This is a genomic window from Pandoraea faecigallinarum, from assembly GCF_001029105.3.
GTDB lineage: Bacteria > Pseudomonadota > Gammaproteobacteria > Burkholderiales > Burkholderiaceae > Pandoraea > Pandoraea faecigallinarum.
The window spans coordinates 336532-362788 of the sequence record NZ_CP011807.3 but is presented as its reverse complement, the minus strand read 5'-3'; the positions used below and the strand labels follow the sequence as shown (position 1 = coordinate 362788).

At 62.9% G+C, this 26257-nt stretch carries 22 protein-coding genes and 1 pseudogene; 10 read left to right on the top strand and 13 right to left on the bottom strand.

All coding sequences use genetic code 11. The features are described 5' to 3' along the window. Nucleotides 1-14: 14 nt before the first annotated feature. The 4 genes from AB870_RS01575 (at nucleotide 15) to AB870_RS01560 (ending at nucleotide 5427) form a co-directional block, all read left to right on the top strand. Entirely contained in the window at nucleotides 15-911 is an 897-nt protein-coding gene (locus tag AB870_RS01575) for a LysR family transcriptional regulator (RefSeq protein WP_047906664.1), read from the top strand. A 176-nt stretch (nucleotides 912-1087) separates the two neighbouring features. Continuing rightward, entirely contained in the window at nucleotides 1088-2422 is a 1335-nt protein-coding gene (gene argG, locus AB870_RS01570) for an argininosuccinate synthase (RefSeq protein ID WP_047906663.1), read from the top strand. Between the two features lie 237 nt (nucleotides 2423-2659). Continuing rightward, nucleotides 2660-4060: an HdeD family acid-resistance protein gene (locus AB870_RS01565; protein ID WP_047906662.1), complete on the top strand. Its 1401-nt coding sequence runs from the start codon at nucleotides 2660-2662 to the stop codon at nucleotides 4058-4060. A 194-nt stretch (nucleotides 4061-4254) separates the two neighbouring features. After that, nucleotides 4255-5427 carry an alpha/beta fold hydrolase gene (locus AB870_RS01560; protein ID WP_053059523.1) on the top strand — a complete coding sequence of 391 codons (1173 nt, stop codon included), beginning with the start codon at nucleotides 4255-4257 and terminating at the stop codon, nucleotides 5425-5427. Nucleotides 5428-5666: 239 nt separating this feature from the next. On the opposite strand, the gene AB870_RS27440 is transcribed toward AB870_RS01560, so the two are convergent. From AB870_RS27440 to AB870_RS01540, 4 genes are all read right to left on the bottom strand, one after another. Beyond that, nucleotides 5667-5819, bottom strand: a complete 153-nt coding sequence (locus tag AB870_RS27440) for a DUF6726 family protein (protein WP_335645732.1) — start codon at nucleotides 5817-5819, stop codon at nucleotides 5667-5669. Nucleotides 5820-6059: 240 nt separating this feature from the next. Beyond that, entirely contained in the window at nucleotides 6060-6830 is a 771-nt protein-coding gene (locus tag AB870_RS01550; protein WP_167362664.1) for a bestrophin-like domain, read from the bottom strand. 184 nt (nucleotides 6831-7014) lie between these two features. Further along, nucleotides 7015-7512 carry a GNAT family N-acetyltransferase gene (locus tag AB870_RS01545; protein ID WP_047906659.1) on the bottom strand — a complete coding sequence of 166 codons (498 nt, stop codon included), beginning with the start codon at nucleotides 7510-7512 and terminating at the stop codon, nucleotides 7015-7017. Then, entirely contained in the window at nucleotides 7499-9583 is a 2085-nt protein-coding gene (locus AB870_RS01540; RefSeq protein ID WP_047906658.1) for an ATP-dependent helicase, read from the bottom strand. The genes AB870_RS01545 and AB870_RS01540 overlap by 14 nt, the downstream gene beginning before the upstream one ends. Before the next feature lie 122 nt (nucleotides 9584-9705). Here AB870_RS01540 and AB870_RS01535 point away from each other — a divergent pair, with 122 nt between their 5' ends. Beyond that, on the top strand, nucleotides 9706-10701 hold the full coding sequence (locus AB870_RS01535; RefSeq protein WP_047906657.1) for a DUF72 domain-containing protein: 996 nt from the start codon (nucleotides 9706-9708) through the stop codon (nucleotides 10699-10701). 173 nt (nucleotides 10702-10874) lie between these two features. After that, the gene (locus AB870_RS01530) at nucleotides 10875-11387 is read left to right on the top strand and encodes a hypothetical protein (protein ID WP_047906656.1); all 513 of its coding nucleotides are present in this window, start codon (nucleotides 10875-10877) and stop codon (nucleotides 11385-11387) included. A 180-nt stretch (nucleotides 11388-11567) separates the two neighbouring features. Here the strand turns inward: AB870_RS01530 and AB870_RS01525 are convergent, their stop codons facing one another. The 4 genes and pseudogenes from AB870_RS01525 to AB870_RS01510 all read right to left on the bottom strand — a co-directional run bounded on the left by AB870_RS01525 (nucleotide 11568) and on the right by AB870_RS01510 (nucleotide 17064). After that, entirely contained in the window at nucleotides 11568-13037 is a 1470-nt protein-coding gene (locus AB870_RS01525; protein WP_047906655.1) for a catalase, read from the bottom strand. 272 nt (nucleotides 13038-13309) lie between these two features. Continuing rightward, a pseudogene (locus AB870_RS01520) lies at nucleotides 13310-14467 on the bottom strand (cysteine desulfurase family protein); the annotation flags it as partial. Between the two features lie 87 nt (nucleotides 14468-14554). Next, the gene (locus AB870_RS01515; RefSeq protein ID WP_047906396.1) at nucleotides 14555-15637 is read right to left on the bottom strand and encodes an IS630 family transposase; all 1083 of its coding nucleotides are present in this window, start codon (nucleotides 15635-15637) and stop codon (nucleotides 14555-14557) included. Between the two features lie 329 nt (nucleotides 15638-15966). Continuing rightward, a complete protein-coding gene (locus AB870_RS01510) occupies nucleotides 15967-17064 on the bottom strand; it encodes a saccharopine dehydrogenase family protein (RefSeq protein WP_047908672.1) in 1098 nt (365 codons plus the stop codon). Nucleotides 17065-17407: 343 nt separating this feature from the next. Between AB870_RS01510 and AB870_RS01505 the strand changes: the two genes are divergently transcribed. The 4 genes from AB870_RS01505 to AB870_RS01490 all read left to right on the top strand — a co-directional run bounded on the left by AB870_RS01505 (nucleotide 17408) and on the right by AB870_RS01490 (nucleotide 20390). Further along, nucleotides 17408-17965 (top strand): lytic transglycosylase domain-containing protein, encoded by a 558-nt coding sequence (locus tag AB870_RS01505; RefSeq protein WP_084663207.1) that lies wholly within the window; start codon nucleotides 17408-17410, stop codon nucleotides 17963-17965. Between the two features lie 272 nt (nucleotides 17966-18237). Further along, nucleotides 18238-19395 (top strand): porin, encoded by a 1158-nt coding sequence (locus AB870_RS01500; protein WP_047906653.1) that lies wholly within the window; start codon nucleotides 18238-18240, stop codon nucleotides 19393-19395. A 201-nt stretch (nucleotides 19396-19596) separates the two neighbouring features. Continuing rightward, the gene (locus tag AB870_RS01495; RefSeq protein WP_418303991.1) at nucleotides 19597-20031 is read left to right on the top strand and encodes a DUF3224 domain-containing protein; all 435 of its coding nucleotides are present in this window, start codon (nucleotides 19597-19599) and stop codon (nucleotides 20029-20031) included. After that, complete coding sequence (locus AB870_RS01490; protein WP_047906652.1) at nucleotides 20028-20390, top strand: VOC family protein; 363 nt, start codon at nucleotides 20028-20030, stop codon at nucleotides 20388-20390. Before AB870_RS01495 ends, AB870_RS01490 begins: the two co-directional genes overlap by 4 nt. 9 nt (nucleotides 20391-20399) lie before the next feature. On the opposite strand, the gene glmS is transcribed toward AB870_RS01490, so the two are convergent. The 5 genes from glmS to AB870_RS01465 all read right to left on the bottom strand — a co-directional run bounded on the left by glmS (nucleotide 20400) and on the right by AB870_RS01465 (nucleotide 26033). After that, the gene (gene glmS, locus AB870_RS01485; protein ID WP_047906651.1) at nucleotides 20400-22229 is read right to left on the bottom strand and encodes a glutamine--fructose-6-phosphate transaminase (isomerizing); all 1830 of its coding nucleotides are present in this window, start codon (nucleotides 22227-22229) and stop codon (nucleotides 20400-20402) included. Nucleotides 22230-22345: 116 nt separating this feature from the next. Then, nucleotides 22346-23707: a bifunctional UDP-N-acetylglucosamine diphosphorylase/glucosamine-1-phosphate N-acetyltransferase GlmU gene (gene glmU, locus AB870_RS01480; RefSeq protein WP_047906650.1), complete on the bottom strand. Its 1362-nt coding sequence runs from the start codon at nucleotides 23705-23707 to the stop codon at nucleotides 22346-22348. Between the two features lie 108 nt (nucleotides 23708-23815). Then, entirely contained in the window at nucleotides 23816-24760 is a 945-nt protein-coding gene (gene ttcA / locus AB870_RS01475) for a tRNA 2-thiocytidine(32) synthetase TtcA (RefSeq protein ID WP_047908669.1), read from the bottom strand. Nucleotides 24761-24773: 13 nt separating this feature from the next. Then, nucleotides 24774-25169 carry a dihydroneopterin aldolase gene (locus tag AB870_RS01470; RefSeq protein ID WP_047906649.1) on the bottom strand — a complete coding sequence of 132 codons (396 nt, stop codon included), beginning with the start codon at nucleotides 25167-25169 and terminating at the stop codon, nucleotides 24774-24776. A gap of 21 nt (nucleotides 25170-25190) precedes the next feature. Continuing rightward, entirely contained in the window at nucleotides 25191-26033 is an 843-nt protein-coding gene (locus AB870_RS01465; RefSeq protein ID WP_237170022.1) for an SDR family oxidoreductase, read from the bottom strand. Between the last annotated feature and the right edge of the window lie 224 nt (nucleotides 26034-26257).

Here is a 26257-nt window from a genome sequence, read left to right as displayed (position 1 = left end):
GGGAAATCTTGCCGATGGATCTGCTCGACGACATGCGCATCTTCGTCACGGCCGTTGACACCATGAGCTTTACCGGCGCGGCGGCGAAGTTGGGGCTGTCGAAACAGTTCGTCAGCCGTCGCATCTCGTCGCTGGAGCAGTCCCTGGGGGTGCGGTTGCTCCTGCGCACCACCCGGCGGCTGTCGGTGACGGACCTCGGGCGAATCTATTACGAACGGGCCAGACGCATTCTCGAAGACGTCGAAGCCGCGAATCTGGCGGTGAGCAGTCAGGCAGAGCGCCCGCGTGGCAACCTTCGGGTGTCGGCGCCGATGTCGTTCGGCACGATGTTTCTCGGCTCGGTGATCCCGTCGTTTCTCACGACTTATCCGGACGTCACCATCGAACTGGAGTTGAACGACCGCACGGTCGACATCATCGGTGAGGGGTATGACGTGGCCGTGCGCATCGGCGCGCTTGCCGATTCGTCGCTGATCGCCCGGAGCGTTGCGCCCATGCGGATGGTCACTTGCGCCAGCCCGCGCTACCTGGAAGCGCACGGCACCCCCGAGACACCGCACGACCTGCGCGATCACGCGCTGCTGCCATACGGCCATAGCCAACGGGTGATCTGGCACTACGCGCGCGACGGGCAGCCCATGGAGATCCCCGTCTCCGGCCGTCTTCGCGTGAACAACGGCGAACTCGCGCGCGACGCGGCCGCGGCCGGGCTGGGTGTGACGTGGCTGCCGGTGTTCATCGTGGCGCCCGCCTTGCTGGGCGGGCGTCTGGTGACGGTACTCGACGACTTCGAATCCGCACCGTCGTCGATATATGTCGTCTACCCCCAGCATCGTCAGGCATCGCTCGTGATTCGGGCGTTCTCGGACTTCCTGGCCTCGGCGTGCAGCGTGGCCGGCACCCAGTGGTAGCGAGGTGGGGATGACAACGCGGGAAGGTCTTCCCGAGCGCCGGGAAATACCGCGCAATCAAGGGAAATTTGCGGTAAACCGGCGGCCGGATCGTAAAGCCATCGGCCGTCAGACTTGACCATCCATAGTCTGGACGGGGATACTTGACAGGTTAAAAACCCAGCTTTTCCACGCCGATGACCACGATTCTGCAACATATCCCCACGGGACAACGGGTCGGCATCGCCTTTTCGGGCGGTCTCGACACCAGCGCTGCGCTGCTTTGGATGCGCCAAAAAGGCGCGATTCCCTACGCTTATACGGCCAATCTGGGTCAGCCGGACGAACCTGACTACGAAGCAATCCCGCGCCGCGCGATGGGTTATGGTGCGGAAAACGCCCGCCTGATCGACTGCCGCGCGCAACTCGTGGCCGAAGGCATCGCCGCCCTACAATCGGGCGCGTTCCACATTTCGACCGCGGGCGTCACGTACTTCAACACCACCCCGATCGGCCGTGCCGTGACCGGCACGATGCTTGTGGCCGCGATGAAGGAAGATGGCGTCAATATCTGGGGCGATGGCAGCACGTACAAGGGCAACGACATCGAGCGCTTCTATCGCTACGGTCTCTTGACCAATCCGGGTCTGCAAATCTACAAGCCGTGGCTGGATCAGACGTTCATCGACGAACTCGGCGGCCGCAAGGAAATGTCGGAATTCCTGATCGCCAACGGTTTCGATTACAAGATGTCGGTCGAGAAGGCGTATTCGACGGACTCGAACATGCTGGGCGCGACCCACGAAGCCAAGGATCTCGAACATCTGAATTCGGGTATCAAGATCGTTCAGCCGATCATGGGCGTGCCGTTCTGGCGCGACGACTGCGCGATCAAGGCCGAGGAGGTCACGGTCCGCTTCGAAGAAGGCCAGCCGGTGGCACTCAACGGCAAGACGTTTGCCAACGCCGTCGAACTGTTCGAGGAAGCCAACCGCATCGGCGGCCGCCACGGTCTGGGCATGAGCGACCAGATCGAGAACCGCATCATCGAAGCCAAGAGCCGCGGCATCTATGAGGCCCCGGGCCTCGCGCTGCTGTTCATCGCTTACGAGCGTCTCGTGACCGGCATCCACAACGAAGACACCATCGAGCAGTACCGCGAAAACGGCCGCCGCCTCGGCCGTCTGCTGTATCAGGGCCGCTGGTTCGACCCGCAGGCGATCATGCTGCGCGAGACGGCGCAACGCTGGGTGGCGCGCGCCGTGACCGGCGAAGTGACCATCGAGTTGCGTCGCGGCAACGATTACTCGCTGCTCAATACGACCTCGCCGAACCTCACGTACAAGCCGGAGCGCCTGACGATGGAAAAGGGCGACTCGGTCTTCACGCCGCTCGATCGCATCGGCCAGCTCACGATGCGCACGCTCGACATCGTCGACACGCGCGAGAAGCTGATGACGTACGCCAAGGCCGGTTTGCTGACGTCGACGAGCGACGACGCCCTGCCGCAGCTCGAAGGCAAGAAGGACTAAGCCGGTCGTCCGCCGCATCGTGCCTTGACGAAGAGGCGATGCGGCTGTGCTGTGCGCTGCACCTGGCGGCGCGCCCCGAAAGGAGCGCGCCGCCTTTGTTTTTGGCCTGTCACGGTTGACGCGCTAAGATAGCGGCACGAATAGGCTGCATCCCAAATTAATCCACACCCTCCCGCATTCGGGGTGCGTGTCGTCCCCGGATTGCGGGGGGCGCACGCATGCGATGGAGATCCTGCGTTGGTACGTCTGATTCTATTGTTGCTTGGCGTTAATTACCTGCGTCGCCGGGCGCGCGCGCTGATCTGGATCGGTGCGATTTTCTTCGCCTTCGGCCTTGCGCTGGTCATCGATGCACTCGATGGCGTGGTGCACTTCCCCCTCAAGGTCTTCGCGTGGCTGCTGCTGATCGAGGGGCTGGCGACGCTGGTCATTGCCACGATTGGCGTCGGCGGCCAGCGACTCGTGCGCGGACTCAAGGGCAGCACGTTCGCCGTTGCGGCAGTCCTCGTCCTGCTGTTCGATCAGCACAACGGCAACTTCTGGCTGTCGATGCTGTTCGGCACGCTGTTCCTCGCCGACGGCCTGTTGCAATGCGTGGCCGCGTACGTGGTGCGATACCCGCGCTGGGCCTGGGCGATGGCCGCCGGCATGCTGGAGATCGGCGTCGCCATCTTCTTCTATCAGCCGTATCCCACGCATTACAAGGGCACGCTGCCTTATGCCATCGGGCTCGGGCTCCTCTTCACCGGATGGAACGTGCTGGTGTTGGCCATGCGCGCGCGTCGCATGCGTGGCGATTTCCGCGTCGAACAGATTCTGGGAAGCCCCGAAGACAAGCGACGGCTGTGGCGCGAGCGTCCCCGCGCGCCTCGCTGGGACGGCCCGCCCACCGACGCGGAACCGGCCCTCACGGTGCACGTCTGGACACCGTCTGGCTCGGCCAAGGCGCCTGCACGGCGCCACCCGGTCATCGATCGCTACATCGCCGCCGTCGATAAGAACGGCGTGATCTCTACCGGCCATGCCGCGCTCGAAAGCCACGAAGGCATCTACGTCAGCCTGTACCCCGCCAAGGAAATCGACCGGTCGCCCGACCAATTCGGACAACTCCTGCGCGCCACACGCGAGAACGACGTGCCCGGCACGTTCCAGCCGGACTACGCGACGGAATCGAAGGCGTGGTGTCCGTCCACGGTCAAAGTGCGCATTCGCAACTACAGTCCCGAGCAATTGGCCGCTTTTTGGCAGACGTATCGGCAGGACACCACGTATAACCTCACGCACCGCAATTGCTCAAGCAGTGTGGCCAAAGCGCTGGAGGCCGCGATCGAAGGGCGTGTGGGACAACTGCAAAACGGCGCGGACGCCGGCTGGTGGACGTTCGTGCGTTTGTGGCTGACCCCCGAGCTTTGGGTCGCGGCGCAACTGCGCAAGCGTGCCAAGACGATGGCGTGGACCCCCGGTCTGGTGCTCGATTACGCGCGGGCCGTGAGCATGCTGGTCGACCCTCGCCCGTTCGGCTGGATCACGATGTCGTCGCTCGCCCTGCGTCGCATGCGTCGCTCGCGCCGGGCGTGGCGCGAAGCCGAACAGGCCGCCGCCTCGCAGGCGCAGGGTAATCAGGCATCGCACGGTTGAGGGTCGCATGAGTCGGATCGAGCCACGGTAGCAACGCCGGAGGACGCATCGATTCGGTACGCTTGAGACCTTCACAGGGCGACGCTGTAACGTCACCCGTATTGGCCCGGCCACAGCAGCAGGCAACCGGGGCAGCGCGCAAGCGCTGCTCGCCCGAGCTTCAAAAGCATCACCCAATACGAGGACAGTCCAACATGTTCAACCGCCTGTGGCGTTACGTCAGCGCCGCCCTGTTCGCCAGTCTGGTCATTGGCCGCGCCGCCCACGCGATCACGCCCGAAACCGCTCCTGTCACCATTCCCCACGGCGCCATCGTCGAGCGCCAGCCTTTGAAGGCCGACTACGGGCTCGCGGAAGCGGGCGAGCAATTCCGCATCCGGTACAGTTCCATCGACGGTGTGGGCGGCATCGAAGCGCGTGAAGACACGGGTGCCGTGTTCCTGCCCAGGGGGCCAACCCCGCCCGGCGGCTGGCCGGTCGTCGTATGGGCACATGGCACGGTCGGCATCGCCAGTGCATGCGCGCCATCGCTCAATGTGCGCAGCCCGCGCGACATCCAGTATCTCGACACCTGGCTCTCGCTCGGTTTCGCCGTGGTCGCCCCCGACTACGCGGGCCTCGGCTCGCCAGGGTTACATCACTATCTGAACGCCCGTGCACAGGCGTATAGCGTGCTCGACAGCCTGCTGGCCGCACGCAGCGTATTCCCATTGCAGAACCGCGTCGTTCTCGTCGGTCAGTCGCAAGGAGCGCACGCGGCTTTTGCCGCGGCAGGCTACCAGCCCCAATACGCGCCGGACGTCAAGGTCGTCGCGACCGTACTGACCGGAACGCCGTATTTCAACGCCCGTACGTCGGCCGGCACGCTGTTCGCGAGTCAGCCCGATCCGGGTGCGCCGGACCCGAAGATTCCGTACGTCATGTACCTCTTCCTGTCGGCGGCCGACCGCGATCCGTCGCTGAATCCGGCAAAGTATTTCTCCCCCCAGGCACTGCCCGTGCTCAACGAGGCGCGCACGCTCTGCATCGATACGTTGACCGATCACTCCACTGCCGCCGGACTCAATGCGGGTAACAGCGTTCAGCCCGACATTCAGAAACTGCTCGACAGCCAGATGCCATGGCTGCGCTATCCAACGCTGCACATCAAACACCCGGTGTTCATCGGCATGGGGTCGGAGGACATCGACGTGCCGCTCGTCATGCAGAAGGCGTTCGCACAAGACGTTACCAAGGCGGGGACAAAGACACTGGTGCGCGTCTACCCCGGGCTGGACCACGACGCGACGGTCAATTCGTCACTGCGTGACTCGGTGCCGTTCGTGCTTCACCTGATGTCGTCGAAAAAGGGTGCACGCGCACAATGATTAGAGGGATGATTCAGGACATGGATGGGGTCGTCAGTGATAACGAACGCGCCGAAGACATTTAAGCCTTTGATTTAAAAACACTTAATCCTTCGTTGCAGGAACGCAACATGCGGGCACTTACGTAAATATACATATGGTGCAACGCAACACGCCGTCCTATACTGAACTCGTCTCCTCCATGTCTCCTCCTGATATGGATTAAGCCCGCAACGCGCGGGCTTTCTTTTTTTGTGCGGTCAGTCGATGGCCGCGGCGCAGGCGTCCGTCGGCACCGCCAGCGCGCCCCCGACCCCCGGAATGATCTTCAGGCCTGCCGATGTCACGCGGCACGGCGCAGCGAGCAATCCACATCCCCCAACGCACGTCACGAACGGCAATATCGCGAACAGTGCCCACCAGCGGCGCCAATTGCGCGGCGCGGGTCGCGACACCGGCCGGCGACCGTGTCCGGCCGGCTCCGGCACACGAGATTCGCGCGACGCATGTTCATCGGTCGTCGCAAGGCGGCAGGCGTGCGTGGTGACGACGCTCGCGCGGCTCATCCGGGAAAACGTAGTCATTGGGAGCGTCCTGAGAAGGGATGAGTGTCGGAAAATCAGCGGACCCGGTGAGGCGGTCGTTCACACGCGTCAGTGCGGGACAACAAGGCCTACCGACTTCGCCAGTGGCGCGGGCGAGATGCCCGATACGCCCCGAAAGGGTTCGTCCAGATTGATGATCAGCGCGATCACCATACCGATCGCTCCCATGTGAATGGCGATGATGAAGCTGCTTTTCCACGTGCCCGGGTATCGGCCATTCATCGCCATGGCGGCCAGCATGAACAGCGAGATGACCCACCAGAACACCGCGGGCACCGTCTTCGTGGCATTCTCGAAGCGTCCTTGCCGCGATTCCTCCAGCCGGTCGAGCAGCGTGCGGATCGAACTGGCGCTGTCTTCGTGACGCGCCACCACGTGCCGCGTCGCACTGACGAACGCCGTGAGCGCCGCTTCGGTATTCGGCGACAGATCGGGATCGGCGGTGCTCAGCGTCTTCCACTCGTCCGTGACGGCCGAACTCACATAGTTGCGCAGCAGCACGCGTGCGGACTGCGCATCGGCATCGCCGACGGCTTTCAGTTCGCGGTCGAGCCGTCGAACCACCGACGCCTCATGCAGCGCCTGATCGTCGGCATGACCGAGGTTGGCGCGCACGTCCGTGAGCACATGCGCCAGCACGAAGACGATGAACGCGAGCAGGCTGCCGTGGACCACGTCGGCAACGGTGCCGCGCACCTCGCTGGGGTCCGCCAGCCGGTCGAACAGCCAGATGCGCGCCAGCCAGGCGACGAAAACGGCGAACGCCGCCGTTCCGATCGCCATGCCGACGAGCAGTACGCCCGTAGGCAACAACGTCATCCGATCCACCAACCCCTGCATTCGCGTCTCTCCCGGTTCGCTTTGGCTGTCGTCGCGACGCCACATATGCCATGCCTCGCCGCCGATGCGGCGACTATACCCGATGCACGAAAGACGGCAACTTTGGAAAATTTCCGCCCCTGACAACGCAAACGTGACGAAAGACCCCGATGACCGGACGGTCTCAGAGCGGTTTGGTGAGCAGCACCGTGGTGAGGCCGCTGTCCCACGCTTCGTCGGGGTACGTCGCAACTTCGGTGTAGCCATTGCGGACGTAGAAAGCGCGGCTTTGCACGTTGAACGTATCGGTTTCAAGGCGCGCGAGACGGTGACCGCGTGCGCGCATCTGCGCTTCGGCATGCGCGAGCAAGCGCGCCCCGATGCCGAGTCGCTGGCGCGATGGCGCTACATGCAAGGCGTCGACGAAATCGCCGATCACGTGCACCATACCGGCGACATCGCCATCTGCGTTCGGGTCCACGTTATGCAGCACGGCGACCGTCACTTCATGCCAGTGCGCCCGCACGTACGCGCATGTGCGCTCGCCCGTTGCGAACGTCGCTGCGACTTCCGGGCGCAGCATGGGCTCCCACGTCGTGTGATAGGTCTGCATCAGAAGTTGTGTCAGCGCGTCGACGTCCGATGCACGCGCGTCGCGCAGCACGATCTCAGGACCACGCATTGCGAAGCCTCCGGGCCACATCGATATGCACCGTGACATCTCCCACCGGCCCGCGCGGCGCGTCGTCCTCTCGCGGCTTGGGGAAGATATCGTACAGCGGCAGCATCCTGTCCGGGACGAAGCGGCTACGGGTGCCGTACACGTGGCGATCGCCCATGCCCGTTTGCTGATGGACGTAGAACCGCTGCGGCACGACCAGTTGCAACGACTCCTTTGCACGCGTCATGGCAACGTAGAGCAACCGCCGTTCCTCCTCGATATCTTCGTCGTCCCCCGTGCTCATATCCGACGGAATGCAGCCGTCCACCACGTTGAGCACATACACCGAATGCCACTCCTGCCCCTTCGCGCTGTGGATCGTCGACAGGATCAGATAATCCTCGTCGAGCAATGGCGGGCCGGACTGGGCGCTGGTGGCGTCGGGAGGATCGAGTGTCAACTCGGTCAGGAACTGTTCGCGAGAACCGTACGTGTTGGCAATGCGCGCGAGTTGTTCGAGATCGGCCTGGCGCACGGCAGCGTCGTCGAACCGTTGGGTGAGTCGTGGCGAATACCAGCGCAGCGCGAGATCGACGTCCGCCGGCCACGCGAGGCGCGTGTCGTGCAGCACCATGAACACTTCGACGAACGCCTGCCATTCGGTGGCCGCCGCGGCCGGTGGCTTGAACGCCGCCAGTTCCCGCGCCGGCGTTGTGGACGCGGACATCGCGTCGAGCAGTCGCGTGGCACTCACCGGGCCGATGCCGGGAATCAACTGCGCGACACGAAACCCGGACAGGCGGCTCGCCGGGTTGTGCGCCCACCGCAAGATCGACAGCATGTCCTTCACGTGCGCCGCTTCGAGAAACTTCAATCCGCCGAATTTCACGAACGGAATGTTGCGGCGCGTCAGTTCCAATTCGAGCGCGGCGCTATGGCTGCCGGTGCGGAACAAGACCGCTTGCTGCGTGAGCCGCGTACCGGTCTCGCGTTGCGCGAGCACCTGGTCGGCGACCCAGCGCGCCTGCCCCGACTCGTCGCTCACGTTCACGAGTTGCGGTAGCCGAGCCGACTGCCGGTCCGTCCACAACGCCTTGGCGTAGCGCTCGTTCGACTCGGCAATCACGGCATTGGACGCATCGAGAATCGGCTGCGTCGAACGATAGTTGCGCTCCAGCGTGACCACGTGCGCCGGCTCGGCGAACTGCCCCGGAAAGTCGAGAATGTTGCGGATCGTGGCCGCACGAAAGGCGTAGATCGATTGCGCGTCGTCGCCCACGACCGTCAGGCCTCGCCCGTTGGGCTTCATCGACAGCAGAATCTGTGCCTGAAGGCGGTTCGTGTCCTGATACTCGTCGACGAGGACATGATCGAAGCGGGCGTCGAGTTCGCGCGCGAGTTCCGGCGCCCCCATCGTCTCCGCCCAATACAGCAGCAGATCGTCGTAGTCGAGGACATGCTGCGACTGTTTGGCGTCGACATATCCGCCGAAGAGTTGCTTGAGCTGCGCTTCCCATTGCGCACACCACGGGAAGTGTCTGGCGAGCACTTCGGCAAGCGGCGCCTGACTGTTCACCACGCGCGAGTAGATCGACAGACACGTGCCCTTCAGGGGAAAACGCGATTGCGTGGCCGAGAAACCGAGATCGTGGCGCACCAGCCCGAGCAGATCTTCGGCATCGCTGCGGTCGTGGATGGTGAATGCCTCCGACAGACCGATGCGCGGTGCGAACTCACGCAACAGGCGGGCGCCAATCGCGTGAAACGTGCCCGCCCAGGGGAGCGATGGCGGTTGCGCCGACGCGAGCCCCAACACTTTTTGCAACACCGCCCCCACACGTCGTTCCATTTCCCCGGCGGCGCGCCGTGAGAACGTCAGCAGCAGGATACGGTTGGGATCGGCCCCGCGCACGATCAGGTTGGCGACCCGGTGCGCGAGCGTGCTCGTCTTGCCCGACCCCGCCCCGGCGATCACGAGCAGCGGGCCGCCTGGCGCGCCGTCGTCGCCCACGCCATAGTCGACCGCTTCGCGCTGGCGGTCGTTGAGTTCGGCCCATGGATCGCGGGCGGGGGCGGACGGCTGTTCTGACATGCGAATTTGCGGCGGGTACGCTCTACGAGTACTGTATATTCATACATTATAACGATGGGTTCGGCGCCCATCGAGCTTCTCGCGAATTTAAGACGCATCCCCTTGCCTGCCCCCTCACCCCGATGACGATCCGCACTGGCACATCGTCCTGGACCGACCCAACGCTCATCGCGTGCGGGCGCTTTTATCCGCCAGGTGTCGCCACCCCGGAGGCACGCCTGCGTCACTACGCGTCGAAGTTCGAGGTGGTCGAGGTCGACAGCAGCTACTATCGGCTGCCGGATGCCACGGTCGCCTGGCGATGGACGCAACGCACGCCCCCATCGTTTCGTTTTCACATCAAGGCGTTTCGCGCGTTCACCGGCCACACGACACCGCTCGATGCGCTCCCTCCGGACATCGCCCGGGCCATGGGCTCGCCGAACGATCCGCTGTCAAGACGAGCGACCCAAATCGCACCGGGCGACATCCCTGCCGAATTGCGCGACGAACTCTGGCGCCGCTACCTCGAAGCGATCGAACCGCTGCGTCAGAGCGGCCAGCTGACGGCCATCCATTTTCAGTTTTCGCCACGCGTGCAAAACGACCGCGCCGGGCGCGCCCTCGTGTTCGAGACGGCCCGTCGAGTCGCGGGCGAGCGGCACGCCGTCGAGTTTCGTCACCGTAGCTGGTTCGACACCCCCTCACGCGAAGCCGCCACTCTTGCGATGTTGCGCGAGACAGGGGCCGCGCACACCATCGTCGACAGCCCGTCGGGCTTCGACAACACGGTGCCCGCGGTCTGGGCCACGACGCGCGACGATCTTTGTGTCGTCCGGCTGCACGGTCGCAACGGTGCGGTGTGGAACCGTCGCGGCATTGCCGCTTCTGCCGCTTCTGCCGCTTTGTCGGCTTCGTCGGCTTCGTCGGCTTCGTCGGCTTCGTCGGCTTCGTCGGGGCGCTTCGTCTACGAGTACAGTGCGAGCGAGCTGATCGACATCTCAGCGCGCGTCGAACGGATTGCCGCACGCGTCGACGACACGCATGTGCTGTTCAATACCAATCATGAAGATCAGGGTATGAAGAACGCCTCGGCGTTTCAACGCGCGCTGGCCGAACTGGCGCGCCTCGGACGGTAGCAACGACGTCGACGATCTGCGTAAACGCGAAGAGAGACGAAGGCGCGTGACGTTTTTTCCTGCGCGTTCGGACGAAAATCCCAACCCCATCGGCAGATTCCGATAAATCGGCCGGTTGTCGTTTTTCCCTCGACGGCGCCCCTAGAATCGACCTCGGATTCACGGAGGACTGCATGGTCGCAGACAGGGAATACATCGAACGGGTGAGGCGCTACGGATGGACGGACGTCGAAGGATTGTGGCGCGACGTCAAGCAATGTTCGACACCGGGCTGGGATGCAGGCAAGGCGCTGGAGTATCTCGTGCTCAAGGGTTTCGAGCTTAGCGGCGCGAAGGTGAGGTGGCCGTTCCGGGTGCGTCACGACGACAGGAAGATCATCGAGCAGATCGACGGCATGATCTATTCCGGCGGTATCGCAGCCATCGTCGAATGCAAGGACTATTCGAGACCATCGACCCGCACCAAGCGCACGGCGAGCAAGGAACCCATCGCGACGTTGCTCGCGCATCTGATGCGCCGCCCCTCCTCGCTGATCGGGTGTCTGTTCGTCAGCGGCAGCTACTCGGACACCGCGCAGAGTCTGGTCAACTCGATCAAGCCCGCCACCATCCTTTGCTGGACGGGAAACGACATCGAGTATTGCCTTGAGCAGCGGGATTTCGCGGTGGGACTCAAACGCAAATGAACGGTTGAGAAGCACGCCCACCGCGAAGAGAATTCTCGAGGGCATCGCCACGCTCGACGCCAAGCCGTTCACCAACGAAAACGGCGGGGACTATGCCGTGCATCGTCGCCCGCCGCCATTACGCCACTGGGATTAGCGCGCCGATAACGGCGCAGCCGCCTGTCGCGCCGGACCGTTGCGCTACTGCTTGGCGTCCTTCACCGCCTTCTCGATACGCGCACCGATATCCGGATCGATCTGCTTCCAGTAATCGAACGCGCGTTCCAGCACGGGGCTGCGCACGCCGCCAAGCAAAGCGCCCGAGACGGTTTCGACCAGACGTGCACGCGACGCGTCGTCGAACACGTTGCGAACGAGGTCGCCCGGTTGCGAAAAGTCGTCGTCGTCCTTGTGCAGCGTGTAGGCACTGCGGACCATGTCGCCGTCCGATTCCCAGCCGTCTTCCGCCGGACCGGTCTGATCGGCATACGGACGACCACCGCTGTTGGGCACGTACACCGGCGCGTTGCCGGTGTGCTCGAACGCCATGTGGCCATCGAACATATACGTGTTCACCGGTACCTTCGGACGGTTCACGGGCAACTGATGGAAGTTCGTGCCGATGCGATTGCGCTGCGCGTCGTTGTAAGCGAAAGCGCGGCCGAGCAGCATCTTGTCCGGCGACAGACCGATACCGGGCACGGTGTTGCCCGGCGAGAATGCCGCCTGCTCGATCTGCGCAAAGAAGTTCTCCGGATTGCGATTGAGCGTCATCTTGCCGACCTTGATCAGCGGATAGTCCTTCTGCGACCACGTCTTGGTCAGATCAAACGGATTGAAGCGATACGCCTTCGCGTCGGCATACGGCATGACCTGCACCGACAGGATCCAGCTCGGGTAATCGCCGCGCACGATGGCGTCGAACAGGTCCCGGCGGTGGAAGTCGGCGTCCTGCCCGGACATCCTGGCCGCTTCGGCATTGGAGAAAAACTCCATGCCCTGCTGCGTATGGAAGTGATACTTGACCCAGAATTTCTCGCCCTGCGCGTTCACCCACATGTAGGTGTGCGAACCATAGCCATTCATATGCCGCCAGGTACGCGGCAGTCCTCGATCGCCCATCAGGTAGGTCACCTGATGCGCCGACTCCGGATTGTTCGTCCAGAAGTCCCATTGCATATGATTGTCGCGCAAGCCCGAATCTGGCAGCCGTTTCTGACTGCGGATGAAGTGCGGAAACTTCATTGGGTCGCGCACGAAGAAGATCGGGGTGTTGTTGCCGACGAGATCGTAGTTGCCTTCGTCGGTGTAGAACTTGAGTGAGAAGCCGCGCACGTCGCGCCATGTGTCGGGACTACCGGCTTCGCCCGCGACGGTGGAAAAACGTGCGAGCAGGTCGACCTTTGCGCCCTTCCTGAACAGCGAGGCCTTCGTGTACCGGCTCACGTCTTCGGTGGTTTCGAAAATGCCGAAGGCGCCCGCACCCTTGGCATGCGGCTGACGCTCGGGGACCTTCTCCCGGTTGAAGTGCGCCATCTGTTCGAGGAAGTGAACATCGTGCAGCAGAAGCGGGCCGTCCGCGCCGACCGATAGCGTGTTCCGGTCACTTGCCGCCGGCGCACCGGCGCCGGTCGTCGAACCGGTTCCCGAACGTTCTTTCTCTTTGCTCATACATACCTCCGACAAGAAGGTGGGTGGGGGGAGGGAGAGAATAGGGAGTTGGCGATATCGCAAGTGGTTCAAAGCATAATACAAGTCGACGAAAACCACCCACCGGCAATCCGGCGCGTTGAATATTCGTCAACTTGCGACAGCCAGAATCACGGCCCGTCTTGCCGTCTCCCGCTTCCCTTCCCGCTCCGCCCTCTCGTCGCGCTTCTTGTCGCTCTTCTTGTCGCGCTTCTTGTCGCGTCTCGCTTCGCCCCGATGCAAAACGACCGTTACGCCGCCAACGCGCGACACTGCCGCACCACGCGCTCGAAGCAGGCAATCGCAAAGTCGACGGACGCCTCCGAAGTAAAACGTCCGAGACTCAGACGCACCGTGCGGCTTGCCGCCTCGCTGTCGAGCCCGATGGCGCTCAGTACATGCGACGGTTGTCCGGAAGCCGAATTGCAGGCAGAGGTCGACGACACGGCCAGATTGCCGTCGAGCATGAACGTGAAGAAACCCGGATGCTTGATGGTCAGGCTCAACGTATGCGCGATGCGCGATGCATGGGCTGCGTTGTGTACCACGCCATCGAGCCCCAGCACGCCGTCCAGCAGGCGACGGCTCAATCGGGCGATGCGTTCGTTATCGGCCGTCATATGTTGCCTTGCCAGTTCGCAAGCCGTGCCCATGCCCACGATCTGATGCGTCGCCAGCGTCCCCGAACGCAGACCTCGTTCATGACCGCCGCCATGCATCTGCGGAGCAATGCGCGCCATCGCGTCCTTGCTGACGTACAACGCACCGATGCCCTTCGGACCATAGACCTTGTGCGCCGACATCGACAGCATGTCGATGCCCATGGCCTTCACATCGACGGGCGTCTTGCCCAGTGCCTGTGCGGCGTCGACATGCAGCAGTGCCCCGGCCGCATGCACGGCTTCGGCGATGGCGGCCACGTCCGTCAGCGTACCCAACTCGTTATTTACCAGCATGACCGACACCAGTCCGGTATCGGGACGCAAGGCTGCCGCCACTGCGTCGGCCGTTATCTCCCCCGTGGCCGACGGCTTCACATAAGTGACGGGCGCACCGCGCTTTTCCAGATACGCCATTGTGTCGAGAATTGCTTTGTGTTCCAGAACGCTGGTGACGAGATGCGCACGCGCCTGCCCGAGTTCGGCATAACCCTTGAGGGCAAGGTTGTTGGATTCGGTCGCGCCGGACGTCCACACGATTTCCGCCGCATCCGCACCGATCAGGGCGGCAACCTGCGCGCGTGAGCGCTCCACGAGGCGGCGCGCACTCGCCCCGGCAGCGTGCGAACTGGATGCCGGATTGCCGAACACACCGTCTGCGCCGAGACAGTCGGCCATGGCCGCAATGACGGCGGCGTCCGCCGGTGTCGTCGCCGCGTAATCGAAGTAATGAAGTGTGTCGTTCTCGCGCATGATCGGCCCCCGCCAAAAAAGAGTGCGTCGATCGTACGCGCCAGAACTGAGAAAAGGCTTGCGGATTCACCCGTCAAAATCGTGTTTCTAGTGTGCTGTCCCAGAAATAACTTTGCATAAGCGGGCCACTTTCTGAAGTATGGAATCGGCTGTCGCGGTCCATACGAACGGCCGCTTGTGCTGGTTGTACTGATCGATATAGCGCTCGATGTCGGTAATGAGTTGGCGTACGTTTCTGAACGAGCCTCGGCGTATCGCCTGCTGCGTAATCAGACCAAACCAGCGTTCAACCTGATTGAGCCAACTCGAGTAGGTCGGCGTGAAGTGCATGTGGTAGCGCGTATGCTTGGCCAACCACGCTTTGATCTTTGGATGCTTGTGTGTCGCATAGTTGTCGACGATCAAATGCACATCGAGATCAGCCGGAACCGCTTGGTCGATATGTTTGAGGAACGCGAGGAATTCTTGGTGCCGGTGGCGCGGCTTGCATTGCGCGATGACTTCGCCCGTTGCTGCATTGAGCGCCGCGAACAAGGTCGTGGTGCCATGCCGAACGTAGTCATGCGTCACTCCTTCGAGATAGCCCAGCCCCATCGGCAACATCGGCTGCGTACGCTCGAGCGCCTGACATTGGCTCTTTTCGTCGACACACAGCACGAGGGCATTGGTCGGCGGACTCAGGTACAGACCCACAATATCGCGCACCTTCTCGACAAAGTACGGATCAGTAGAAAGCTTGAAGCTCTTCGAACGATGAGGCTGCACGCCAAACAACGACAGATACCGGGCCACCGAACTCTTCGAAATACCCGTTTGCGCGGCAGCGCAGCGCACACTCCAGTGCGTTGCGCCAGCCGGCTTCTCATGCAGAACCTTCGCCAACAACTCGGCCACTGCTTCGTCGTCATGTGCGCGCGGTCGGCCCGGGCGGGCTTCATCATGCAGACCGGCAAGGCCATGCGCGACAAACCGTTTCTTCCAGTGCGTGATCGCCGGTGACGTCACTTCGCACCGCATTGCGATTTCCTGGTTCGTATGACCGTCAGCGGCCATCAAGACGATCTTTGCCCGACGGACCAGGGAATGAGGCAGCGAACGAGAGCGGCTCATCGATAACAATTGTTCTCGCTCCAGTTCCGACATCACAATCTCGATTCCTTTGCGCCCCATGATCACCTCCAGTCCACCATAACTCGATCATAAGGCAAGGATATGTTACATAAAGTTATTTTTGGGACAGCGCACTAGGTAAATTTTTCCTAAAAATATCAATTTCAGGAAATTTATCCCCCCCAATTCGTCAAGGGCGCGAGCTACACCGCCGATCCGGCGCTCATCCCGCCTCGCGCGCGATATGCGATGTCAAAACGTACGGTGCTGTCTCCCCGTGGCGGCTACGCCTTCGCCAGGCACTGTCGACATGTTTTCCTTGACGACGGCCCGGCGGCGCGGGGGCGCCGCTTGGCAGGCCGCCATTCTTTTGGGGCGCCGTGCCGCGCTCAGGAAAGCGATTCGATGTGGGTGGAGTGCGCGTAGACCTGGCCGAAGCGATTGGCCAGAAAGTCCGGCAGCGCGATCTGCTCTTGCCGCACGAAGCCCCGCTGCGGCAGTTGTTTCGCAAAGAACATGTCGACGGCGGCACAGACGGCCGATGCCGTCGTGATCTGAATGGCACTGGCGCTATGCCCGTTGTTGCGCTCCGCAAAGATCTTGCGCGCGAAGACTTCTTGCGTAAGCACGCCAGCGCGCAATCCGTTCACGACCACAAAGATCAGCACCACGTCCTGCAACGTGCTGGGAATCGCCCGTTTGAGAATCGTCTTGATCGTTTCCTGATCGTCCTTCAGCCGCAACTCGTTGAGCAGCACTTTCATCAAGGCGCCGTGGCCCGGATAACGCACCGACTTGTAGTCGAGGTCGCGCACGTGCCCGGCCAACGTTTCACACAGCGTTCCCAGTCCTCCCGACGTGTTGAATGCCTCGTATTCCACGCCGTCGAGCGAGAAATGCTCCAGGTCTTCCAGCGGCTGCACGCTAAGCCGGACGCCGTCGCGTATGGCTTCGCAGGGCTGGCAGTACTCGTTGATGAGACCGTCGACGCTCCAGGTGAGGTTGTACTTCAGTGAGTTGGTCGGGAACGCCGGTAGCGCACCGACACGCATCTTCACCGAATCGACCTGATCGAACGCCGCAGCGAGATGGTGCGCGGCGATGGCAATGAACCCGGGCGCCAATCCGCATTGCGGCATGAGCACCGTCGAAGCGCCCTGCGCGAGTTGCGCGATTGCGTGCGTGGCGGCCACGTCCTCCGTCAGATCGAAATAGTGGCACCCGGCCGCCACGGCCGCGGTCGCGGCACTTGTCGCCATGGTGTACGGCAACGCGTTGACCACGGCGTCGAAACCAGCGACGGCGCGCTGGAGCGACCCGGTGTCGTGATGCGACAGTTCGACGAAGGCATGCGCATGGTCGCGCACGACGGCATGGGACTTCGCATTCCGGTCGAATACCGTCACCTGGTAATCGCCGCTGTCGTGCAACAAGCGTGCGATGGTCTGACCGATGTGTCCCGCACCCAGCAAGGCGATCTTCTTCATGTTGTCCCCCATTTCACGAACGCCGGTCGATGCGCCGCGCGGTTCATGCCGCCGGCGCGCCAGTGCTTCAATTCTAGGGAGACGCGACGATGAAATGTAGCGTCATTTCGTCGATAAATATATTTTTCGTGACGAAACAGTCGTTATTCATGTCATTTCGTCATTCCATGCGACGAAGTCCCTTCACGGATGGCGGCGGATCGGTTCGGCGCGCCTCGCCGGATCCTGCACATCGCGCGCGCCGGAGCGCATTTTGAAAGTCGGCGTTGCGCGGGCACGGCGATAATTTCCCAGAGTGCACATACGCGGGAAACGCCCCCTTGCCGATACCGGACATTGCCCGATGAACCCGACACACCTCCGCGTGCGCAAAGTCGCGGTCGTCATGTTCGTTGCCCTATCGGCCGCCTCGGCGCTGCACGCCCCGCGCGCCTATGCCGATTGCTGGGATGTGGCTGCCGAGCGCTATCGCCTCGACCCGTTGCTGCTCTATGCCATAGCGCAAGTCGAATCGAATCTCGACATGACGGCGCGCAACACGAATCGCAACGGCACGTACGACATCGGACTCATGCAGATCAACAGCATCCATTTGCCGAAGCTCTCACGGTACGGCGTCACGGAGCGACGTCTGCGCGACGACGCCTGCGCGTCGATCACCGCGGGCGCGTGGATACTCGCGGGGTTCGTGCGCCAGTATGGCTATGGATGGGAGGCTGTCGGCGCCTACAACGCGGGGACGGGCGACGCGCGCGCGACGCTGCGCCGACGCTACGCCGACAAGGTGCGCAGGCGGTATGCCGTGCTGGTTGCGGAGCGCACGCGACGCATGGCGCAGTCCGCGTGCGCCGCGTACGACGACACCGTCGCATGCATGGATGCGGTGAAGTCGACGCGTTGACAAGATTCGCACGCCGAAGTGTCCGTGCGACCACTTCACTTTGCGCCCATTCCGTTTATACGGCCAGCATGTGTCATGACAATGAAATTTCTGACATTCGTCCGCCGGGCATCCGATACGTTGCAACGGCAAGACATCTCGCGTGCGTTTTCGTTAATACACCTATGGAATCGCGGTTCCGTTCGATATAGTTCGGCCCGAACCCACGGGGCGTCCGTTCGCGGGCGAAGGGTTCGAATTGATTACCAAGTTATCGATAGAGGAATCGACCGATGAAAAAGACGCAATTGGCCGCCGCACTGTGTGGCGTTATCGCAGCCACCGCTGCCGGTGCTGCACACGCACAGAGCAACGTCTCGCTGTACGGCATTCTCGACGGCGGTCTGGCCTATGTGAGCAATGTCGGCGGCAGCAAGAACTTCACGACGGCCGACGGCCTGCAATCGGGCAACCGCTGGGGCCTGAAGGGTTCGGAAGATCTGGGCGGCGGCACGTCGGCCATTTTCACGCTGGAGAACGGCTTCAACATCACGAACGGCGCACTGGGTCAGGGCAGCCGCGAGTTCGGCCGTCAGGCATTCGTCGGTCTGTCGAACAAGACGTTCGGTAGCCTGACCATCGGCCGCCAATATGACTCCGTGGTGGACTTCGTGAGCGGCCTCACGTCTGCCAAACAGTTTGCCACGAAGCTCGGCGCCCACGTCGGCGACGTCGACAACCTGTATAACTCGTTCCGCATCAACAACTCGATCAAATACACGAGCGCGAACTACGCCGGCTTCTCGTTCGGGGGCCTGTATGGCTTCTCGAACCAGCCGAGCAGCAGCACGCCGGGCAACGGTTTCGCTAACAATCGTGCATGGAGTCTGGGCGCGAGCTACGCGAACGGTCCGTTCAGGTTCGGCATCGGTTACCTGGAAGTCGGTACGCCGAACGGCGGCAACACCAGCGGTGCGGTGGTCGGCGACTACAGTGGCGATTTCTATTCGGCGAAGGTCGGCACGGCAACGGTGGGCGTGGACAAGCAGCGCGTATTCGCCACCGGCGGCAGCTACAAGTTCGGTCCGGCCAACGTCGGCTTCGTGTACAGCAACACGCAGTTGCGTTATGTCGGCGGCACGGGCGCACGTGTGTCGAACTATGAACTGAACGGCACGTACAACCTTACGCCGGCGCTGCTGCTCGGCCTGTCGTACACGTACACGGACGCCAGCACGCGTAGCGCCACGCTCGCCAACCTGAGCCCGAAGTACCACCAGGTCAACGCCGCGGTGGACTACCTGCTCTCGAAGCGTACCGACGTGTATCTGGTCGGCATCTATCAGAAGGCAGCGGGCGACGCGACGGCGGCATCGATCAACGGTGCTGGCGGTGCGTCGAGCACGAAGTCGCAGACGGCCGTGATCTCGGGCCTGCGCCACAAGTTCTGAGCCAACGTCTTCGCGAGATGTTTTTGTAGTTGATTTGAGTGCTCCCGGCTTTTTTGGGGAGTCCCTGGCGGGACTCCCTTTTTTGTTGGGGCGCTGGGCCGGGCTAGCCGAAACCTGCACCGCCGGCCTTGCATCTTGTTCGCGTTCGGGTACACTGTACAAAAACACAGTACTCAGGTAAGGAGTGCAGACGTGACGAACATGGCAAATGTGAACGTCTCGGCGAAGGGGCCGTTCGACGTTCAACTCGCGCCGCAACCGCTAAGCACGGTCGCGGAAGATACGGCGCTCGGACGTCTCTCCCTCGACAAGACGTATCACGGCGATTTGAGCGCCACCGGCAAGGGCGAAATGCTGTCGTTTCGCAGCGATACGCCGGGCTCCGCCGGGTACGTTGCGATGGAGACGGTACGCGGCACGCTTCACGGGCGTAGCGGCACATTCGTGTTGCAGCACAGTTGCACGATGACGCGCGGTGTCCCCACGCAATCGATTACCGTCGTGCCCGATTCCGGCACCGAGGCGCTCGCCGGTTTGACAGGCAGCCTGGTCATCGACATTACCGACGGCAAGCACGCCTACCATTTTTGCTACGCGCTGCCGGACGCGCAGCCATCCCACGGAGACCACGAATGAGCCACCGAGGCACCGATCGCCAGATCGACAATATCGAGTTCAACGTCAGCGACATCGCGCGCAGCAAGGCCTTTTACGGCAGCGTGTTCGACTGGACGTTTACCGACTACGGCCCGACGTATACGGAATTCACGGATGGCCGTCTGACGGGAGGCTTCACGACAGGCGAAGCCGTCCGTCCCGGCGGGCCACTGGTCATTCTGTACGCCGACGACCTTTCGGAAACGCAACGACGCATCGAAGCGGCCGGCGCCAGGATCAGCCGCCCGGTATTTTCGTTTCCCGGCGGTCGCCGGTTCCACTTTCTCGACCCGGACGGCTACGAACTCGCCGTGTGGTCGGCCACGCCACAAGCGTAAGGCCGGCGCTTACTCCACCGTTACCGATTTGGCGAGGTTGCGCGGCTTGTCGACGTCGGTACCGCGTGCGCACGCCGTGTGGTACGCGAGCAGTTGCAGCGGCACGACATGCAGGATCGGAGAAAGCTGGCCGTAGTGCTCCGGCATGCGGATCACGTGCAAGCCTTCGGCGTTCGCGATCTCGGTGTCCGAGTCGGCGAAGACATACAACTGGCCGCCGCGCGCCCGCACTTCCTGCATGTTCGACTTCAGCTTTTCCACCAGCGCATCGCGCGGCGCGACCGTCACCACCGGCATCTGTTCCGTCACCAATGCCAGCGGGCCATGCTTCAGTTCGCCCGCCGGGTAAGCCTCAGCGTGGATGTACGAGATTTCCTTGAGCTTGAGCGCACCTTCCAGAGCGATCGGATAGTGCAGGCCGCGCCCGAGGAACAACGCATTTTCGCGCCGCGCAAACTCTTCCGCCCACGCGATGATCTGCGGCTCCAGCGTCAGCACACTGTTGAGCGCCGCCGGCAGATGACGCAGTTGCGTCAGATATTCCGCTTCCTGCGCCGTCGAGAGGCGACCGCGCAACTTCGCAATCGTCAACGTGAGCAGGAACAAGGCCGTGAGCTGGGTCGTGAATGCCTTCGTCGACGCCACACCGATTTCCGTGCCCGCGCGCGTAAGGTAGTGCAGCGCCGTCTGGCGCACCATCGCACTCGTGCCCACATTGCAGATCGCCAGCGTGTTCGTCATGCCCAGCGACTGTGCGTGTTGCAGCGCCGCCATCGTATCGGCCGTCTCGCCCGACTGGGAGATCGTCACCACCAGCGTTTTCGGGTTCGGCACGCTGTCGCGATAGCGATATTCGCTCGCCACTTCGACCTGCGTCGGGATCTGCGCCAGCGACTCCAGCCAGTACTTCGCCGTCATGCCCGAGTAGTAGCTCGTGCCGCAAGCCAGAATCAGAATCGAGTCCACGCTGCCGAGTGTCGCCTCGGCGTTCTCGCCGAAAAGCGTCGGCGAGATGCCTTCCACGCCTTCCATCGTGTCGCCGATGGCGCGCGGCTGCTCGAAGATTTCCTTCTGCATGTAGTGGCGATACGGCCCCAACTCCACTGCGCCCGTATAGGCCTGCACCGTGCGCACTTCGCGCTCGACGGCGTTATCGTTGCGATCGACGATCTTCACGCCATCGAGCGAGAGCTCGACGACATCGCCCTCTTCCAGATAGATGAACTGATCGGTCGTACCCGCGAGCGCCAGCGCGTCGGAAGCGAGGAAGTTTTCGCCTTCGCCCACGCCGACCACCAGCGGCGAGCCCGCACGCGCACCCACGACACGGTGCGGCTCCTGCTTGCGAAAGACGGCGATGGCATATGCCCCGTGCAAACGGCGCGTCGCCAGACGCACCGCCTTATACAGGTCGCCGGCCGCACCATTGGACAGCATGTGATGAATCAGATGCGCGATGACTTCGGTGTCGGTCTGCGACACGAACTCGTAACCCAGGCCGCGCAATTCGTCGCGCAGGCTCTCGTGGTTTTCGATGATGCCGTTATGCACCAGCGCCACTTCATCGCGCGAGAAGATCGGGTGCGCGTTATTCGTGACCGGTGCGCCGTGCGTCGCCCAGCGCGTGTGAGCAATGCCCGTCTCGCCGGCCAATTGCGTCTGTGTGAGCTGCTCGTCGAGGTCGGCCACGCGCGACACACTGCGCGCACGCTGCGGTACGCCGTCCTTCAATACGGCCACGCCGCATGAGTCGTAGCCGCGATACTCCAGACGGCGCAGCCCTTCGACCAACACCGGTACTACATTACGTCGCGCTACCGCGCCGACAATGCCGCACATATTCGCTTCCTTGAATGCCGGAAATTCCGGCTCGTTCGATCGGATGAGATCCGCTTCAATCCGCCGGCGCCCGCGTATACGTGTTCCCGCGGTTCACCGGCACATAACTGCCGATTTTACTGCTTCTGCTTGCGCGGACGGACATAACCCGCCTTCGCTTCCTGCGTCTTGCCGTTTAGCACCAGCGAATCTTCCGGCGTGTCCTTCCACACGGTCGTGCCCGCGGCGATGGTCGTGCCCCGGCGCACCGTAACGGGGGCGACGAGTTGCGTGTCCGAACCGATGAAGACGTCGTCCTCGATGATCGTGCGGTGCTTGTTCGCGCCGTCGTAGTTGCACGTGATCGTGCCCGCGCCGATGTTCACGCGCGCGCCCACGGTCGAATCGCCGACATACGCCAGATGGTTGGCCTTGGCGCCCTTCGCCATCGACGCGTTCTTCACTTCCACGAAGTTGCCGATATGCACGTCGTCTGCCAGATCGGCGCCAGGGCGCAGCCGCGCATACGGTCCGATATGCGCGTCCGCTCCGACCGTCGCACCGTCCAGATGGCTGAACGCCTCGATACGCGTGCCGGCACCGATCGTGCTGTTGCGGATGACACAGTTAGCACCGATGGACGCGCCATTGCCGATCGTCACCTTGCCTTCGAATACGCAGTTCACATCGATGGACACATCGGTGCCGCATTCGATCTCGCCACGGACGTCGAATCGCGCCGGATCGATCAGCGTGACGCCGGCCGCGAGCAGCGCCCCCGCCGCATTGCGCTGATAGTCGCGCTCCAGTCCGGCGAGCTGCGCCTTGTCGTTCACCCCGCTCGGCTCCCATGCGAAGGCCGGCTGCGTAGTCACGACGCTCACCCCGTCGGCGACGGCGCACGCGATCACGTCGGTCAGATAGTACTCGCCCTGCGCATTCTGGTTCTTCAGGCCGCCGAGCCAGCCCTTGAGCGCACACGTCGGCGCGACCAGAATGCCGGTGTTGATTTCGCGAATCGCCAGTTCGGCTTCGTTGGCATCCTTTTGCTCGACGATGCGCTGCACGTTACCCGAGGCGTCGCGCACGATACGGCCATAGCCGCTCGGGTCGTCCAGATCGACCGTGAGCACGCCCAGCTTGTCGCTGCCGGCCGCGTCGACCAGGCCCTGCAACGTCTCGGCGCGAGTGAGCGGCACATCCCCGTAGAGTACGAGCGTCGGTGCCGATTCGTCGAGCAATGAGACGGCTTGCTGCACGGCGTGCCCCGTCCCCAGTTGCTGGGTCTGTTCGGCGAAGAGTACGCCCTCTGCGGCAACGGCTTCGCGCACGGCGTCGCCGCCGTGCCCGATCACCACGATAAGCTTGCCCGGCGCCAGTTTGCGCGCCGTCGCGATCACGTGCGAGAGCAGCGGGCGGCCGGCCAGCGGTTGCAACACTTTGGGCAACTTCGAGCGCATGCGCTTACCCATGCCGGCGGCGAGAATCACAATATTCATGGCGTCAAACGATTCGAAAATAGGATGGCTGGATTCAGGTTCCCGCGTCCCGCCGGTCAATGGCCGGGACGCATCGGGAAGACGGCTGACAAACGGTTCCGATGGCGCTCAGTCGTCGAATTGAGTGATACGGATGATGCCCGCATCGTTCTCATCGCCGCAGGGCGCCTCGTCGAACGCAATGTCACCGAGCGGGTCGGGTTGTCCGGTCGCGCGCAGATTTTTGAAGTCGTGCAGATTCGTGTCCATGAGGTGCGACGGCACCACATTCGACAGCGCGCTGAAAATCGACTTGATGCGCCCCGGATGCTGCTTCTCCCACAGGCGGATGAGCGACTTCATCTCTGCGCGCTTGAGGTTCGGCTGACTGCCGCACAGTGTGCACGGAATGATGGGGAACTGCTTGTACTCGGCGTAACGCTCCAGATCCGGCTCGCGCACATAGGCGAGTGGGCGAATCACCACGTTCTTGCCGTCGTCCGATTGCAGCTTCGGCGGCATGCCCTTGAGCTTGCCACCATAGAAGAGGTTCAGGAACAACGTCTCGATGATGTCGTCGCGATGGTGCCCCAGCGCGATCTTCGTCGCACCGAGTTCGCCCGCCACGCGGTACAGAATGCCGCGACGCAGGCGCGAACACAGCGAACACGTGGTTTTGCCCTCGGGCACCACGCGCTTGACGATGGAGTACGTGTCCTGATTCTCGATGTGGAAATCCACACCGATGGCGCGGAAGTAGTCCGGCAGGACATGCTCGGGAAAGCCCGGCTGCTTCTGGTCGAGGTTCACCGCGACGATGGAGAAATCGATCGGTGCGCGCTCGCGCAGTTTGAGCAGGATGTCGAGCATGGCGTAGCTGTCCTTGCCGCCGGACATGCACACCATCACGCGATCGCCCTGCTCGATCATGTTGTAGTCGCCGATGGCCTGCCCCGTCAGACGGAACAGACGCTTTTCGAGCTTGTTGTTTTCGAACGCCAGCTTCTGCGCTTTCTTCACGCTATCGGCGGCGGCATTGCCGGTCGCCGCCAACGGCGCGCCGGTCTCGGGCATGACGGCACTCATGTCAGGCATCCTTCATCTGAAACACTTCGATGCCCACCGAGTGGCAATCGGGATAAACGTCGGGCTTCTCGGTCGACACCCCCACGGCACGCACGCGCGGATGCGCCAGCAACGCACGCGCGACGTCGTCGCACAGGGTTTCCTGCAAGTGAATATGGCCCTGCCCCACCCGCCTGGCGATGGTCTCGCGCATGAAGTCGTAGTCGACGACTTCGTCGAGCTTGTCTTCCGTGGGCGTGCTGTCGGCCAGCGGCACGAACAACTGCACGTTGATCAGCACGCGCTGCTCGCCACGCTTTTCATGATCGTGCACGCCGATATTGATGAACACCTCGTAGTCGCGCAGGAACATGCGACGGCAGTCCATCAGGCGAGGGTGGGAAAGAGCGCTATGCATTTTGAAGACTCGTAATGACAATCAACGAGACCGGTCGGCATCGGCCGGCTCGGTCAGGAATTTCACGTCGCGCGACGAACTCGCGAGATGCTGGCCGCCATCGACATACAGCACCGTGCCGGTGACGGCGGGCGCGTCGGCCAGATAAGCCACCGCCTGAGCGATGTCCTCCGGCGTCGACGATGCGCCCAGCGGGGTCGACGCATGGGCGGCGGCGAAACCCTCCGGCGTCTGGTCGGCGGACAGCAGCGTGACGCCCGGCGCCACGCCGACGACACGCAAACGCGGCGCGAAAGCCTGCGCCAGCAGGGTCGTCGCCACGTCGAGCGCCGCCTTGGACAACGTGTAAGACAGGTAATCGGGGTTCGGATTCGCCAGCTTCTGATCGAGAAGATTGACGACCACGCCGCGCCCCGTCTCGCCAAGTGCCGCATGCATCTCGCGCGCGAGCACGAGCGGCGCGCCCGCATTCACCCGCATGTGACGCTCCAGCGCCTGATAGCCGAAGTCGTCGGCACTGTCATACTCGAAGCGCGAAGCATTGTTCACCAGACAGCGCGGCACGCCCAGCGTCTCGCGACAACGGCCGATCAGGCCGGCCGTGGCGGCCTCGTCGGCCAGCGACGCCTGCAACGCCACCGCGCGGCGGCCCATCGCCTCGATGGCAGCGACAGTGTCGAGCGCCTCGTCGTGCGAACGCTCGTAGTGCACCGCGACGTCCCAACCCGTGCCCGCCAGCTGCAACGCAATGGCCCGGCCGATGCGGCGCGCGCCGCCTGTCACGAGCGCGACGCGCGGCACGTCGGGCGTGCCGGCGAGGCCGCTGGCGGCAGATGCGGGGCGTGGCGTCGATGCAACGGTCATGCGGCGAATTCCTGTCGAATGCCTGTCACTGGGCAGATAGAGAGACGAACTTCGGGCGGCCCGGAGCCACACGGACAGCGCAACGCATCCGGCCGCCGCCGCCTCCCGCGTCCGCATGCGGACGGCGAGCATTGCGGGAAATGGCGAAATACTCGCGAAAATCATCGAAAACCGGCAAAACCCGGTGCAAAAATCACCGAATATGCCCACGGACGCGCTTATCC